This is a genomic window from Sphingomonas sp. DMC6, assembly GCF_056314225.1.
Window position 1 is genome coordinate 482,188 of record NZ_JBQUYT010000003.1, and the last position, 13,598, is coordinate 495,785.

The window sequence follows — 13,598 nt, forward strand, 5'->3', positions numbered from 1 at the left end:
GATTGAAGATTGCCCTGTCCGGAATGGAGCATGTCGCGCGGCGAAAGGAAAGCAAACCATTTTGCTTCCGTTCCACCCCCCGAATCCCTATATCCTCGGCATGGCAGACACTCCGAAGACGAACGATCCCAACGCGAACGAATATGGCGCCGACTCGATCAAGGTCCTGAAGGGCCTCGACGCGGTCCGCAAACGGCCGGGCATGTATATCGGCGATACCGACGACGGCTCGGGCCTGCACCATATGGTCTTCGAAGTATCGGACAATGCGATCGACGAGGCGCTGGCCGGGCATTGCGACCTGATCCAGATCACGCTCAACGCCGACGGCTCGGTTTCGGTCGAGGATAATGGCCGCGGCATCCCCACGGGCATTCACTCCGAAGAGGGCGTGTCCGCTGCCGAAGTGATCATGACCCAGCTCCATGCGGGCGGCAAGTTCGAGAACACGTCGGATTCGAACGCCTACAAGGTCTCGGGCGGCCTGCACGGCGTGGGTGTGTCGGTGGTGAACGCGCTCAGCGAATGGCTGGACCTCAACATCTGGCGCGACGGCGAGGAGCATTACATGCGCTTCCGCCACGGCGATGCCGAAGCGCCGCTGAAGGTGATCGGCGCGTCGAACGGCAAGAAGGGCACGCGCGTGACCTTCCTCGCCAGCCCGGCGACCTTCAAGATCACTGAGTATGACTTCGACAAGCTCGAGCACCGCTATCGCGAGCTGGCCTTCCTCAATTCGGGCGTGCGCCTGATCCTGCGCGATGCGCGGCACGAGGACGTGAAGGAAATCGAGCTGTTCTACGAAGGCGGCATCGCTGCGTTCGTAAAGTGGCTGGACCGCAACAAGGTCGCGCTGATGCCCGATCCGGTGGCGATCAGCGGTACCCGCGACGACGTGACGATCGACGTCGCGCTGGAGTGGAACGACAGCTATTACGAAAACGTCCTCTGCTTCACCAACAACATCCCGCAGCGCGACGGCGGCACCCACCTGGCGGCATTCCGCGCGGCGCTGACCCGCACGCTCAACAGCTATGCGGAAAAGTCGGGTGCGCTGAAGAAGGAGAAGGTCTCGCTCACCGGCGACGACATGCGCGAGGGCCTCACCGCGATCGTCTCGGTCAAGCTGCCCGATCCGAAATTCTCGTCGCAGACCAAGGACAAGCTGGTCTCGTCCGAAGTCCGCCAGCCGCTCGAAAGCCTGATGGCGGACAAGCTGGCCGAGTGGCTGGAAGAAAACCCGGCGCATGCCCGCATGATCGTCCAGAAGGTGATCGATGCCGCGGCTGCGCGCGAGGCCGCCAAGCGTGCCCGCGAACTCACCCGGCGCAAGGGCGTGATGGATATCGCCTCGCTCCCCGGCAAGCTCGCCGACTGCCAGGAGCGCGATCCCGCCAAGTCCGAACTTTTCCTGGTCGAGGGTGACTCGGCCGGCGGGTCGGCCAAACAAGGTCGCGATCGCCACTTTCAGGCGATCCTCCCCCTGCGCGGCAAGATCCTGAACGTCGAGCGCGCGCGTTTCGACCGGATGCTAAGCTCGAAGGAAATCGGCACGCTCATCCAGGCGATGGGCACCGGTATCGGCCGCGACGATTTCAACATCGAGAAGCTGCGCTACCACAAGATCGTCATCATGACCGACGCAGACGTGGACGGCGCGCATATCCGCACGCTGCTGCTGACCTTCTTCTACCGGCAAATGCCCGAGATCATCCAGAACGGGCACCTCTATATCGCCCAGCCGCCGCTCTATAAGGCGTCCAAGGGCCGCTCAGAGGTGTACCTCAAGGACGACAACGCACTCGACCAGTATCTGGTCGATGCCGGCGTCGGCGGGACGGTGCTCGATACTGCGCAAGGCCAGCGCAGCGGCGAGGATCTGCGCACGCTGGTCGAACATGCCCGCCGCATGCGCACGCTGATGCGCTACGTGCCGCGTCGCTATGATCCCTCAATCGTCGAAGCGCTGGCGCTGGGCGGCGCGCTCGACCCGGTGGCGACCCGCGAGCAGCGCGCCGCGCTGCTGACCAGCGTCATCACCCGGCTCGATGCTGCCGATACCGAGGCGCGGTGGAGCGCGCGCGTCACCGACGAAGGCGGTTATCATTTCGAACGACTGTGGCGCGGCGTGACCGACCACCACATCGTCGAAGCGAGCTTCCTTAGTTCCGCCGAGGCACGCAAGCTGCACGCGCTCGCCGCCGAACAGGCCGCCAGCTATCTCACGCCGTCCAAGCTGGTTTCCGCACGCGGCGCAGCTGCCGAAAGCGAGACGCCGGTTGCCGAGGAAGAGGCGCCGGTCGCGGTCGGCAAGGGCGAAAGTCTGGTGTCGCGTCCGTCGCAGCTGCTCGACGCAATCCTGGCGTTCGGCCGCAAGGGCCTCGCGATCCAGCGCTACAAGGGTCTGGGCGAAATGAATGCGGAGCAACTGTGGGAAACCACGCTCGATCCGCAGAACCGCTCGATGCTGCAGGTGGCGATCGACCAGGCCGATGTCGCAGATGCGGTGTTCACCCAGCTGATGGGCGATGTGGTCGAACCGCGCCGCGAGTTCATTCAGGAAAATGCGCTGAGCGTCGCCAATCTCGACGTTTGAGGCTGTTCGGCCGGCGATCCGCGTCGCCGGCCGACTGCCCAGCTGAACAGATCAGTCTTCGCCATAGCAGTTTTCGTAACAAATTTGCTGGCGCCCGGCGCTCGCCGTATTTCTGTTGCGGAGCCCGGTTGACCCCTGCGTTTCCGCGGTGCAGCAATTGCGCCCATGGCCAGTATCGCAATCACCAACAATCCCGACATCCGCTTCCTCGGCCGGCTGCTCGGCGACGTCATCCGCGTCTATGGTGGCGAGGCGCTGTTCAAGCGAATCGAATATATCCGCGCGACTTCCGTCGATCGCCATCGCGGGGTCGCCGGTGCGACCGCGATCGATTCTGGGTTGGACAGGCTCACGCTGGACGAGACGCTCGATTTCGTCCGCGGATTCATGCTCTTCTCGATGCTAGCCAATCTCGCTGAGGACCGGCAGGGTGTCGCCACCGAAAAGGACGCCGATGTCGCGGCCGCGCTCGAACGGCTGGCGGCGGCGGGGATCGGACGCGAACCGGTGATGGCGTTGCTCGACCACGCGTTGGTCAGCCCGGTATTGACCGCCCACCCGACCGAGGTGCGGCGCAAGTCGATGATCGACCACAAGAACCGTATCGCCGAACTGATGCGCCTGCGCGATCAGGGCGTGGCGGAAACGCCGGATGGTGATCAGGTGGAAGAAGCCATTCTGCGCCAGATTGCGCTGCTGTGGCAGACGCGGGTGCTTCGCCGGGAGAAGCTGGGCGTGCCGGACGAGGTGGAGACGGCGCTATCCTATTTCCGCGATGTGTTCCTGCCCGTGCTGCCCGCGCTCTATGCGCGGTGGGATCGAGCCCTGGGCGACCGCACGCCGAGCTTTCTGCGCCCCGGCAGCTGGATCGGCGGCGACCGCGACGGCAATCCCTTTGTCACTGCCGATTCGATGCGGCTGGCGCTCGCGCGTGCGGCGGAAACGGTGCTCGACCATTATCTCGACGCGGTCCATGCGCTGGGCGCGGAGTTGTCGATCTCGACCGAACATGCCGAGGTGCCGGAGGCAGTCATCGCGCTGGCCGAAGCAAGTGGCGATACCGGCAAGAGCCGCAGCGACGAACCCTATCGCCGCGCGCTGACCGGCATCTATGCGCGCCTTTCCGCGACGCACGAAAAGCTGGTCGGGCGGCGGCCGGCACGGCCCTCGCCCATTCCCGCCGCGCCCTATGACCATCCCACAGCGTTTCGCGAAGACCTTGTCGCCATCGCACGCGGCCTTGCCAATGGTGGCCCGCTGGCGACAGGCGGCGCGCTCGGCCGGCTGATCCGCGCGGTCGAGACGTTCGGTTTCCACCTCGCCACGCTCGATATGCGCCAGAACAGCGCGGTGCATCAGCGCGTCGTCGCCGAACTGCTCCAGTCGGCGGGCGTGTGCGAAAACTATGCGGCGCTCGACGAGGAGGCGCGAATCGCCCTGCTGCGGCGTGAGCTGGCCAACGCCCGCCCGCTCACCAGCCCCTATGCCGCTTATTCGGAAGAAACAGCCTCCGAACTGGCGATCGTGCGCGAAGCGGCGGCGGCGCATGCCCGCTATGGCCGCGACTGTATCCGCCATTACATCGTATCGATGGCGCAGTCGGTGTCGGACCTGCTCGAGGTCCACATCCTGCTCAAGGAAGCCGGGCTCTACGTGCCTGGCGAGACCCCGCAGGCGCACATCATGGCGATCCCGCTGTTCGAGACGATCGGCGATCTGGAAAGCGCGCCGGCGATCATGGAAGCCTGGCTGAACCTGCCCGAAGTCGCTGCAATTGCCGCGGCGCGCGGGCATCAGGAAGTGATGATCGGCTATTCCGATTCGAACAAAGATGGCGGTTATCTCACCTCCACCTGGCAGCTGAGCCGGGGCTCGACCGCGCTCAAGCCAGTGTTCGAGCAAGCCGGCATCGCCATGCAGCTGTTCCACGGCCGCGGCGGCGCCGTGGGGCGCGGTGGCGGATCGAGCTTCTCGGCGATTCTCGCCCAGCCGCCGGGCACGGTGCAGGGGCGGATCCGTATTACCGAACAGGGCGAAGTGATCGCCGCAAAATATGGCAGCCGCGAAAGCGCGATGACCAATCTGGAGGCGATGGCATCGGCAACCCTGCTCGCCAGCCTGGAGCCGGAAAAGCTGGCGCCCGCCGATGCCGCACGGTTCGCAGCGGCGATGGACCAACTCTCCGACACCGCGTTCCGCGCCTATCGCGGGCTGGTCTATGAGACGCCCGGTTTCACCACCTTCTTCCGGCAGATGACGCCGATCGCCGAGATTGCCGGCCTGAAGATCGGCTCGCGCCCCGCGAGCCGCAAGAAGACCGATGCGATTGAGGATCTGCGCGCCATCCCCTGGGTGTTCAGCTGGGCACAGGCGCGGGTGATGCTGCCGGGCTGGTACGGCGTCGGTGCGGCGCTGGAGGCGTTCGAGGACAAGGGGCTGCTGCGCGAAATGGCGAGCGCCTGGCCGCTGTTCCGCGCGACGCTGGACAATATGGAACAGGTGCTGGCCAAGTCGGACATGGGCATCGCCGCGCATTATGCGGCGCTGGTCGAGGATACCGAGCTGCGCGAGGCGGTGTTCGACCGTATCCGCAGCGGCTGGGACCAGACGCACGACGGCCTGCTCCAGGTAACGCGCCAGACCCGGCTGCTCGAAAAGCATCCGCCGCTGGAGACCTCGATCCGGCTGCGCCTGCCCTATATCGAGCCGCTCAACCTGCTCCAGATCGAGCTGATGAAGCGCCACCGCGCCGGGGAAGACGATCCGCGGATCGGCGAGGGCATATTGCTGTCGATCAACGCGATCGCGACGGCGCTTCGCAACAGCGGCTAGGGGATCGGGCTGCGGCTATGCCGCAGCGCCCTCGTCCAGAAACCGCGCCGCCATTGCCTGTGGCACGCGAAGCAGCCGCCCGCTCTCCCGGTCGATCAGCGCCCAGGTGGTTTTCGCCTCCACCCGAACCTTGCCGTCCGTGCCGGTGAAGCGGACATGGCGATCGAAGCGCGCCCCGCGTGGCGCTTCTGCCACCCAGGTTTCTGCGGTGACAGTCTCGCCAGCACGCAGATTGCCGCGATAATCGATCTCGTGCCGCGTCACGACCCAGATGCAGGTGGCCTGTTCCTCCGCGCGCGCGACTGCCTGCCAATGGGCAACGGCGATGTCCTGGATCCAGCGCACCCATATGGCATTGTTGACATGGCCCAGTTCGTCAATGTCCTCGGGCGTGGCGATGATGGTCTGGCGAAAACGGCGCATCTGCGAACCCTAGCGTAACCATGTTCGGAAGCGCAGCCTTCATGGTGCGCCTGGATAGTGAAGCCATGTTTCCGCGCCGCCCCGCCCAGATTTTTCGCAGCCGCTGGTCTGCGCTGTTCTGGGCTGCGGGCGTGCTGTGGACGGCGGTTAGCATCTCCGGCATCGACACCCACGCCAAGCCCAAGCCGCAGCCAAGCCCCACTGTCGACGCCTGGGGTCAGCCCATCAACAGCGCCGATATGGCAACGGTGGAAAATGCCATCGGCAACTAAAGCCGCCGGGTTCAGGACGCGGGCGCACCCGGATCACGGTTGAATTTTATCGCGCGGATCCGCCACTGGCGCTGCTCCGGCGTCGCGCCTTCAATATCACCGGTGCGGTGGAGCGTAACTTCGCCGAGCTGATGGAAAGGCTTTCCCCCGGCTTTCATCCGGCCATAGACCTGCACCGGCACGGTGACATAGCGTTGGCCGGCGCCTGCCTCGATCTGCCCCGGCGCGCCGATCTGGGCGTGATATTCGGCATACGCCGTGAAGCCGGCCGCGAACTGCGCCGGGTCGGCGCCCGAAGCCTCGCCATTGTCGCTCCACAGCGCCCGGGCCTGCTGATAGCGCCCCGCTTCGATGAGCGCGTAATAATTTTGCACGACCGCGGCGGCACTCTGCGCGCTATCGGGAGCGAAGCTACCTTCGGACACTGGTGTGCGGTCGTCGACAAGCCCACCCGGCTGGCCCGGCGCAACGGGCGAAACGGCTTCCTGCTCGTTGCCGATCTGGCGTGCAGGGGGCGCCGTCTGGTTGACCGCCGCGTCGGCAGCTGCGCTCGTGGCATTTGCCGCCGGCTGTTCCGGGGGCTGGCTTGAACAGGCGGCCAGCGCGCCAATGCAGAACAGGGAAATCAGGCGCATCCGGTCCTCTCCATCGCTTGCACGGCGAACGAAAAACCGGATGCGCGGGTTCCTCAGTTGGTCAGCGGGTGGTTCCCGACAAAGCCCAGCTTTTCGATATTCGCACGCTTGACCGTGGCCAGCACCGCATCGAACCGGTCGTAGCGCGCTTCCGGATCGGTCTGGAGCTGCAGCACCGCTGCATCCTGGCGCAGCGCCTCCAGCCGCGCCGGCAGTGCCGCATCGGTAATTGCCGCGCCGTCCCAATGGAGCGCGCCGTCGCGATCGATCGCGAGCCGGTGGCTGGCCGAATCGACCGGCCGGGCACCAGCTGTCGGCAGATCGACCGGCACCTTGTGCGTGGCCATCGGCATGCTGAGGATCATCACGATCAGCAGCACCAGCATCACGTCGATGAATGGCGTGACGTTGATCGCGCCAATCGGTGCGGGGTCGGCGATTTCGATACGCTTCGGCATGGCATCATCCTCTCGCAGTGATGATGCAACGTATCACACGATGTCCGGCGCGCAACCGCTGGAAGATGATCAGCCGCCTGCGCCTTTGGCATATTTCCAGTTGCGGCGTTTGCCCTCACGCATCCATTCGATCGCTTCGGCGACGCGGCGGGCGCGCGTCTCGGGGCGCTTCGCCTCTTCGATCCATTCGCAATATTCGCGGCGGCAACTGGGCGGAAAGGCGCGAAACGTTGCGTCGGCCGCAGCATCGCCCGCCAGGGCAGCGGCGAGTTCCGCCGGAACGTCGGCCTCCGGCCGGGGTGCGCGCGGGGGACGGGCCGGCCGCTCCCCGCGTTCGGTCCGTAGCGCGGTTGCCCGGATCATCGCCTCCAGGGTCGGAGCATCGGGCAAGTCTGAAAGCGAGAGCAGATGGCGGAACTGCGCCACTGTCTCGCCTTCCGCCGCGCCACGTTCCCAAAGGCCGAACCGGGCGTGATTCTTGAAAGCGACCATCAGCGCGAAGGTGCGGCCACCAATCAGAAAAGCGGGGCGCGACCATCTTATCGATTCGGTCGTCTCCGGCACGGCCGCATGCACGCGATCGCGCAACCACGACAAAATGGGTCGCGCAAAGTCAGCGCTGGTTTCGATATAGGCGTCGACTCGCGGATCCTTAGGCATGGCGCGGCGATGCTCGGTCGCGCGCGCCATGCCGTCAAGCTTCAAGGCTTGAGTGCGTCTTCGTCTGCATCGTCGAGTTCGGCGTCGAGATCGTCTTCATCGATATCCGCGTCATCGAAATCGTCCTGGATGTCGTCTTCGTCCAGATCGTCTTCGTCGATATCGAGATCGTCATCTTCCTCGCCGACTTCGTCGTCTTCCATGGTCAGGTCGTCGAGATCGTCGTCGTCATCCTCGTTGCCGCCCAGATCCGGATTGATGTCGGTCAGCAGCGACCCGTCATCCGGGCCGTCGCCGGTCACTTCCAGAATTTCGGCGCGCTGGCTTTCGTCATAGCCTTCCGCGTCATAGCCGTCGTCACCGGGTCCATGTCCCGTCACCTGATGGCCGCCCATCGCACGTCCCTCCGCCTGTGCCCGGCAAGAATCGCCGGGGCCGATAGCGCCAACGGCGTGCTGCCGGGTCCGTTCCGTCAACTCGGCCGGAACAGCCGTCCGCGCTCGGTAATCGCTACTACCAGCAGCGATAGGCCACCCATTAGGAAGAATCCGCTATACAGGGGGATGGTCGTGCCATCGAACGCCTGGCCGATCGCAGCGCCGATCAGCGCGCCGGCCAGCGTGGTGACGAAGCCCTGCAGGCTGGAGGCGGTGCCGGCAATCTCGCCCATTTTCTCCATCGCGAGCGCTGAGAAATTGGAGGTGGCGAGGCCGAAGCACGCCATCATCGCCGCCTGCAGCAGCGCGAAGCTCCAAAGCGTCTCCAGTCCCGTCAGCGTCACCAGCAGATGCAGCCCGGCAAAAAGGGTGAGCAGTGCGAGTGCGTTGTGCGAAATCGCGCGCATGCCTAGGCGCATGACGATCCGTGAATTTACGAATGAACCAACCGCCATCGTGCTCGCCACGCCGGCGAAGAGGACGGTCAGCAATTCGGGTCGCCCGAACACATCGGCCATCACCTGCTGGATCGAGCCGATGAACCCGAACAGCGCGCCCGAAAGCAGCGCCGTCGCGATCGTATAGCCCACCGCCGCCCGATCGCGCAGCATCAGGCCATAGTCGCCGATCACGCGCGCGGGGTGGAGCGACTGGCGGTTTTCGGCCGACAGCGTCTCGGGCATTCGCAGCGCGAACCACAACAGGATGATGCTGGCGATTGCGCCTATGCCCCAGAAGATCGTGCGCCACGATCCGCCTGCACCAAGGATTCCCTGCCCTATTGCCGGCGCGAAGATCGGCGCGGCCATGAAAACGATGAATACCAAGCTCATCACCCGCGCCATGGCCCGGCCGGCATAGCAATCGCGCACCAGCGCCACCGTTACCACGCGCGATCCGGCGGCGGCGGTACCCATCGCCACGCGCGCCGCAAGCAGTAGCGGAAAGCTGTGCGCCAGCGCGGCGATGGCACTGGTACCGACATAACAGCCCAGCGCCGCCATCAGCACCGGCCGCCGGCCGAATCGATCGGACAGCGGACCATAGAGCAGCTGCGCCACTGCAAAGCCGATCAGAAAGGCCGTGATCACAAACTGGCGATGGTTGGCCGAAGACACGCCCATGCTGTCGCCGATCGCCGGCAGGGCGGGCAGCATCGAATCGATTCCCAGCGCCGTCAGCGCCATCAACGCCGCCGCCAGCGCGACGAACTCGCCAAAACGCAATGGCGCGCGGTTCGCGGATTGCGTTGTGAGGTGCGGCGCGTGCATGGCGGGGACATGGCCCAGTCCGACGCCTGCGTCACCCCTTTTCGGGTTGACGTTCCGGCTTCTAGGGCAACAGTGCAGCCAGCGTGACTGCCCCGCAGGAGATACCGATGCTTCGCCCAATCGTCCCCGCCGCCGCCCTTCTGCTGCTTTCGGCCTGCAACGGCAGCGGCAGCATTTCCATCGAAGGCGGCAATGACAGTGACGGCAATGCAGTGATCGCCACCGATGCGAACGGCCGCGTGCAGATCAAGGCTCCGGGCGTGCAAGGCTCGATCACCCTGCCGAAAATGGCGCTTTCCGCCAAGGACTTCGACATTGACGGCGTGACGCTCTATCCGGGATCGACGCTCAAGAATCTGCGCATCAACGGCAAGGACGGCGGCGACAAGGCGGACAAGGACGATGACGGCCAGGTGCTGGTCGAATTCGAAAGTCCCGCCGCGCCGGCCACGGTGCGCGACTGGTTCCGCGACAATATGACGAAGCAAGGCTTCAAGGTCGGCACGCGCGACGATAATCTGTTCGGCACCACCGATGACGGCCAGCCTTTCGCCCTACAGCTTTCCGCCGCTGGTGACGGCAAGACCAAGGGGCTGATGCAGGTCGGCCGTTGATCTGCGGCAAGGCTGGGCACCTGGGGAACCTCCCAATCTTGTTGCAGGGCCGGTGGCAGGTCTAACCACAGGCTTTTGTGCTCGGAGAATATGGAATGTTGGAAAGTCTCGCCGAAATTCCGGCGCTTTCGCTGAAGGCGCAGGCGAGCGACCCGGAGGGCTTTGCCCAGGCGTTTGGCCAGTCCTTTCAGCGGTTCGGGTTTGCGGTGGTGCGCGACCATGGCGTGCCGCAGCCGCTGATCGACCGTGCATGGTCGATCACCAAGGCGTTCTTCGATCTGCCCGAGGAGGAAAAGCGCGGCTATTACGTCCCCGGCGGCGGTGGCGCGCGTGGCTATACGCCGTTCAAGACCGAGATCGCCAAGGGCGCGACGCATGTCGACCTGAAGGAATTCTGGCATGTCGGCCGCGAGCTGGCGGCGGGCCACCGCTTCGAAAAGGACATGGCGCCAAACATCTGGCCGGCCCGGCCCGAGGGCTTTCGCGACACCTTCGTCGAGCTGTTCACCGCCTTCGATACGGCCGGCGACAAGCTGCTGTCGGCGGTGGCGCGCTATCTGGGCTTGGCGCCGGACTGGTTCGACTCCGCGGTAAAGGGCGGCAATTCGGTACTGCGCCTGCTCCATTATCCGCCGGTCGATGCCGATGCGCCCGAAGTCCGCGCCGGTGCGCATGAGGACATCAACCTCATCACCCTGCTGCTCGGTGCCGAGGAAGCCGGGCTGGAACTGCTCGACCGCGACGGCAAATGGATGGCAATCAAGCCGCCCGAAGGCGCGATGGTCATCAATGTCGGCGACATGCTGCAGCGGCTGACCAACCATGTGCTGCCCTCGACGACCCACCGCGTCGTTAATCCCCCGGCCGAGCGGCGCGGCCATTCGCGCTATTCCATGCCGTTCTTCCTGCATCCGGCGCCCGATTTCCTGATCAAGACGCTGCCGGGCTGCATCAGTGCGGAAAATCCGAACCGCTATCCCGAGCCGATCACCGCGCACGACTATCTGCACGAGCGGCTGGTCGAAATCGGGCTGATCAAGAAATAAAAGGCGCGTGCAGGTGCGCCTGTGCGACTAAATCTGTCTTTCCTTCTGCGGAAGGAAGGCGCTAGGGGCGAAAGGGCGGCGGCCGGGCGGAAACGTCCGGCCGCCGCCTTCACAAGTGGAATTGAAGGAAAATCGAATGGCGGAAGCGTTGCGCGTGGCACTGGCGGGGCTAGGAACCGTGGGCGGCGGCGTGATTCGCCTGCTCGACGCCAATGCCGATCTGATCGCGCGCCGCGCCGGCCGGCGGATCGAAGTCGTCGCCGTTTCCGCCCGCGACCGGAACAAGGATCGCGGCATCGATCTCGGCCGCTTCGACTGGGTCGACGATCCGATCGAACTCGCCCGCCATGCGCGCGCCGATGTGGTGGTGGAACTGGTCGGCGGGTCCGACGGCCCGGCGCTGGCGCTGGCCCGCGCCGCGCTGGGTGCGAACAAAAGCTTCGTCACCGCCAACAAGGCGATGATCGCGCATCACGGACTAGAACTCGCCGCCGCCGCCGAATCCGCGCAGGTCGCGCTGAAGTTCGAGGCTGCCGTGGCGGGCGGCGTACCGGTCATCAAGGGGCTGCGCGAAGGCGCGGCCGCCAACGCGATCAGCCGCGTCTACGGCATCCTAAACGGCACCTGCAATTTCATCCTGTCGAAGATGGAGGCCGAGGGGCGCGACTTCGCCGAGATTCTCGCCGAGGCGCAGGCGCTGGGCTATGCCGAGGCCGATCCCACCTTCGACATCGACGGTATCGACGCCGCGCACAAGCTGTCGATCCTCGCCAGCCTCGCCTTCGGCACCCAGCCAGCATTCGGCGACCTGAAGGCGAGCGGAATCCGCCATATCTTGGCCGCCGACATCGCTGAAGCGGCGACGCTCGGCTATCGCGTGCGGTTGCTCGGCATCGCCGATGCGGGCGCGCATGGCCTGTTCCAGCGCGTGCATCCGCATCTCGTGCCGCTCAGCCACCCGCTGGCGCATGTGACCGGATCGACCAACGCCGTCGTGGCAGAAGGCAATTTCGTCGGCCGGCTGCTATTCCAGGGCGCGGGCGCCGGCGACGGCCCCACGGCGAGCGCCGTGGTCGCCGATCTGATCGACATTGCGCGCGGCGAATATGGCCCGCCTTATGCGATGCCCGCGGCAGCGCTTGCCGCCCAGCCCGCCGCCGACAGCGGCGAGCGGCGCGGGCGCTCCTATGTCCGCTTCACCGTTGCCGACCGGGTTGGCGTGCTCGCCGAAATCGCGGCCGCGATGCGCGACTCCGGCGTGTCGATCGAAAGCCTGATCCAGCGCGGCGTCAGCCCAGACGGCAGCGCGCTGGTGGCCATCGTCACCCACGAGGCGCCCGAGCGCAGCATCGCCCAGGCGCTGGAAAAGCTGCGCGGCTCGCAAAGCCTGACGGGCGAGCCGATGTGGATGCACATTCTGGACGCTTGATCGGCTCGACGCCTGACCGGCGCCTAATAGGCGAGTCGCAGCACCCGCCGACCATGGCCCGGACACACCGGCATACCGGTTAGCCCGCATTCCGGGCCGGTGGGGCGTACCATTTCCAGCCGCGGATCAACGATCCGTTCCGCTGACGCCGCAACGCGATAGCGCGCCGCCGGATCGGTACGGCCGCAATCGCGTGCCAGATCGCACGCCGTCAGCAGCGGGTGCAGCGCTGTGCGCTTGGCCGCGTTTTGCGGCAGCCGGGCACGGACCGTGCGGACGCGCACTGGCGGAGACGGATGGGCTGCGCGTTCGGACGCACGTTGCGGCATCGCGCCGGCCACATGGAGCGCAAGCAGAATCAACAACATCGATCCCTCCTGTTCCCCGCCTGGGGCCGCCAACGCCGAAGCAGGAGGAGAGTTGCAGGCGCCTGGCGTCAGGGCGCCAGGGGGCGCGTGACCAGCCGGGTCTTGCCGTCGAAGCTGGTCGACGCGGTAATGCCGACCTTGCCGCACTTTACGGTGAAAAGGCCTTCGCCGCATGGGGTGATGCCCTGCACCACCGGATCGCCCAGCAATCGCTCCAGCCGCGCATTGGGATCGTCCCGCCCGCTCGTGGCCGTGACGAACGGCACGCGGTAGCGATCCGCAGTGCGCAGTGCGCACACCACCACTTCGCCCTGCTCGGTGGCAGTCGGGCAGGAAATGCCGGCATGGGTATCGGCACGGTACCGCGCCAGCGCGGCGGTTATGGTGGGGCTGGTAGCGTCCTGAAGCAGCAGCAGAAAAAGCAGGGGAGGCATGGGCGTCACTCCGGTGCGGAATGGCGCGAGTATATCCGTACAAAGGGCAAAATCGAGGCAAGTTGATGCCGGAGGGGCGGTGACAACGTTAGCATCCTCGACAGCGCGGTTTCGCGCTCCTAT

At 65.5% G+C, this 13,598-nt stretch carries 14 protein-coding genes; 6 read left to right on the forward strand and 8 right to left on the reverse strand.

Annotated features, from left to right (window positions below):
- The first annotated feature begins 100 nt into the window (after positions 1-100).
- Both gyrB and ppc read left to right on the forward strand, forming a co-directional pair.
- Complete coding sequence (gyrB, locus tag ACT53M_RS09645) at positions 101-2,596, forward strand: DNA topoisomerase (ATP-hydrolyzing) subunit B (RefSeq protein WP_476232984.1); 2,496 nt, start codon at positions 101-103, stop codon at positions 2,594-2,596.
- Positions 2,597-2,761: 165 nt separating this feature from the next.
- A complete protein-coding gene (gene ppc / locus ACT53M_RS09650) occupies positions 2,762-5,428 on the forward strand; it encodes a phosphoenolpyruvate carboxylase (protein WP_476232985.1) in 2,667 nt (888 codons plus the stop codon).
- Positions 5,429-5,443: 15 nt separating this feature from the next.
- Here ppc and ACT53M_RS09655 read toward each other — a convergent pair whose 3' ends face one another.
- Positions 5,444-5,851, reverse strand: coding sequence for an acyl-CoA thioesterase (locus tag ACT53M_RS09655; protein ID WP_476232986.1), 408 nt, complete (start codon positions 5,849-5,851; stop codon positions 5,444-5,446).
- Between the two features lie 20 nt (positions 5,852-5,871).
- On the opposite strand from ACT53M_RS09655, the gene ACT53M_RS09660 reads away from it, so the two are divergent.
- Positions 5,872-6,123: a hypothetical protein gene (locus tag ACT53M_RS09660; protein WP_476232987.1), complete on the forward strand. Its 252-nt coding sequence runs from the start codon at positions 5,872-5,874 to the stop codon at positions 6,121-6,123.
- 11 nt (positions 6,124-6,134) lie between these two features.
- On the opposite strand, the gene ACT53M_RS09665 is transcribed toward ACT53M_RS09660, so the two are convergent.
- The 5 genes from ACT53M_RS09665 to ACT53M_RS09685 all read right to left on the reverse strand — a co-directional run bounded on the left by ACT53M_RS09665 (position 6,135) and on the right by ACT53M_RS09685 (position 9,584).
- Complete coding sequence (locus tag ACT53M_RS09665) at positions 6,135-6,758, reverse strand: nuclear transport factor 2 family protein (RefSeq protein ID WP_476232988.1); 624 nt, start codon at positions 6,756-6,758, stop codon at positions 6,135-6,137.
- Between the two features lie 53 nt (positions 6,759-6,811).
- Positions 6,812-7,216, reverse strand: coding sequence for an ExbD/TolR family protein (locus ACT53M_RS09670; protein WP_476232990.1), 405 nt, complete (start codon positions 7,214-7,216; stop codon positions 6,812-6,814).
- A gap of 69 nt (positions 7,217-7,285) precedes the next feature.
- On the reverse strand, positions 7,286-7,906 hold the full coding sequence (locus ACT53M_RS09675; RefSeq protein WP_476232991.1) for a YdeI/OmpD-associated family protein: 621 nt from the start codon (positions 7,904-7,906) through the stop codon (positions 7,286-7,288).
- Positions 7,907-7,917: 11 nt separating this feature from the next.
- Positions 7,918-8,271, reverse strand: coding sequence for a DNA primase (locus ACT53M_RS09680; RefSeq protein WP_476232993.1), 354 nt, complete (start codon positions 8,269-8,271; stop codon positions 7,918-7,920).
- Between the two features lie 77 nt (positions 8,272-8,348).
- The gene (locus ACT53M_RS09685) at positions 8,349-9,584 is read right to left on the reverse strand and encodes a multidrug effflux MFS transporter (RefSeq protein ID WP_476232994.1); all 1,236 of its coding nucleotides are present in this window, start codon (positions 9,582-9,584) and stop codon (positions 8,349-8,351) included.
- A 107-nt stretch (positions 9,585-9,691) separates the two neighbouring features.
- On the opposite strand from ACT53M_RS09685, the gene ACT53M_RS09690 reads away from it, so the two are divergent.
- The 3 genes from ACT53M_RS09690 to ACT53M_RS09700 all read left to right on the forward strand — a co-directional run bounded on the left by ACT53M_RS09690 (position 9,692) and on the right by ACT53M_RS09700 (position 12,673).
- On the forward strand, positions 9,692-10,198 hold the full coding sequence (locus ACT53M_RS09690) for a hypothetical protein (protein ID WP_476232995.1): 507 nt from the start codon (positions 9,692-9,694) through the stop codon (positions 10,196-10,198).
- Positions 10,199-10,293: 95 nt separating this feature from the next.
- The gene (locus tag ACT53M_RS09695; protein WP_476232996.1) at positions 10,294-11,244 is read left to right on the forward strand and encodes an isopenicillin N synthase family dioxygenase; all 951 of its coding nucleotides are present in this window, start codon (positions 10,294-10,296) and stop codon (positions 11,242-11,244) included.
- Between the two features lie 136 nt (positions 11,245-11,380).
- On the forward strand, positions 11,381-12,673 hold the full coding sequence (locus tag ACT53M_RS09700; protein ID WP_476232997.1) for a homoserine dehydrogenase: 1,293 nt from the start codon (positions 11,381-11,383) through the stop codon (positions 12,671-12,673).
- A 23-nt stretch (positions 12,674-12,696) separates the two neighbouring features.
- On the opposite strand, the gene ACT53M_RS09705 is transcribed toward ACT53M_RS09700, so the two are convergent.
- On the reverse strand, positions 12,697-13,041 hold the full coding sequence (locus ACT53M_RS09705) for a hypothetical protein (RefSeq protein ID WP_476232998.1): 345 nt from the start codon (positions 13,039-13,041) through the stop codon (positions 12,697-12,699).
- 68 nt (positions 13,042-13,109) lie between these two features.
- Positions 13,110-13,475 (reverse strand): hypothetical protein, encoded by a 366-nt coding sequence (locus ACT53M_RS09710; protein ID WP_476233000.1) that lies wholly within the window; start codon positions 13,473-13,475, stop codon positions 13,110-13,112.
- Positions 13,476-13,598: the final 123 nt, after the last annotated feature.

Bases quoted from the DNA above. Each gene is read 5' to 3' on its own strand.
- ACT53M_RS09670 (WP_476232990.1), bottom strand. From the start codon at position 7,216: ATGCCGAAGCGTATCGAAATCGCCGACCCCGCACCGATTGGCGCGATC.
- ACT53M_RS09685 (WP_476232994.1), bottom strand. From the start codon at position 9,584: ATGCACGCGCCGCACCTCACAACGCAATCCGCGAACCGCGCGCCATTG.
- ACT53M_RS09655 (WP_476232986.1), bottom strand. From the start codon at position 5,851: ATGCGCCGTTTTCGCCAGACCATCATCGCCACGCCCGAGGACATTGAC.
- ACT53M_RS09710 (WP_476233000.1), bottom strand. From the start codon at position 13,475: ATGCCTCCCCTGCTTTTTCTGCTGCTGCTTCAGGACGCTACCAGCCCC.
- gyrB (WP_476232984.1), top strand. From the start codon at position 101: ATGGCAGACACTCCGAAGACGAACGATCCCAACGCGAACGAATATGGC.
- ACT53M_RS09665 (WP_476232988.1), bottom strand. From the start codon at position 6,758: ATGCGCCTGATTTCCCTGTTCTGCATTGGCGCGCTGGCCGCCTGTTCA.
- ACT53M_RS09660 (WP_476232987.1), top strand. From the start codon at position 5,872: ATGTTCGGAAGCGCAGCCTTCATGGTGCGCCTGGATAGTGAAGCCATG.
- ACT53M_RS09680 (WP_476232993.1), bottom strand. From the start codon at position 8,271: ATGGGCGGCCATCAGGTGACGGGACATGGACCCGGTGACGACGGCTAT.
- ppc (WP_476232985.1), top strand. From the start codon at position 2,762: ATGGCCAGTATCGCAATCACCAACAATCCCGACATCCGCTTCCTCGGC.
- ACT53M_RS09675 (WP_476232991.1), bottom strand. From the start codon at position 7,906: ATGGCGCGCGCGACCGAGCATCGCCGCGCCATGCCTAAGGATCCGCGA.
- ACT53M_RS09700 (WP_476232997.1), top strand. From the start codon at position 11,381: ATGGCGGAAGCGTTGCGCGTGGCACTGGCGGGGCTAGGAACCGTGGGC.
- ACT53M_RS09705 (WP_476232998.1), bottom strand. From the start codon at position 13,041: ATGTTGTTGATTCTGCTTGCGCTCCATGTGGCCGGCGCGATGCCGCAA.
- ACT53M_RS09695 (WP_476232996.1), top strand. From the start codon at position 10,294: ATGTTGGAAAGTCTCGCCGAAATTCCGGCGCTTTCGCTGAAGGCGCAG.
- ACT53M_RS09690 (WP_476232995.1), top strand. From the start codon at position 9,692: ATGCTTCGCCCAATCGTCCCCGCCGCCGCCCTTCTGCTGCTTTCGGCC.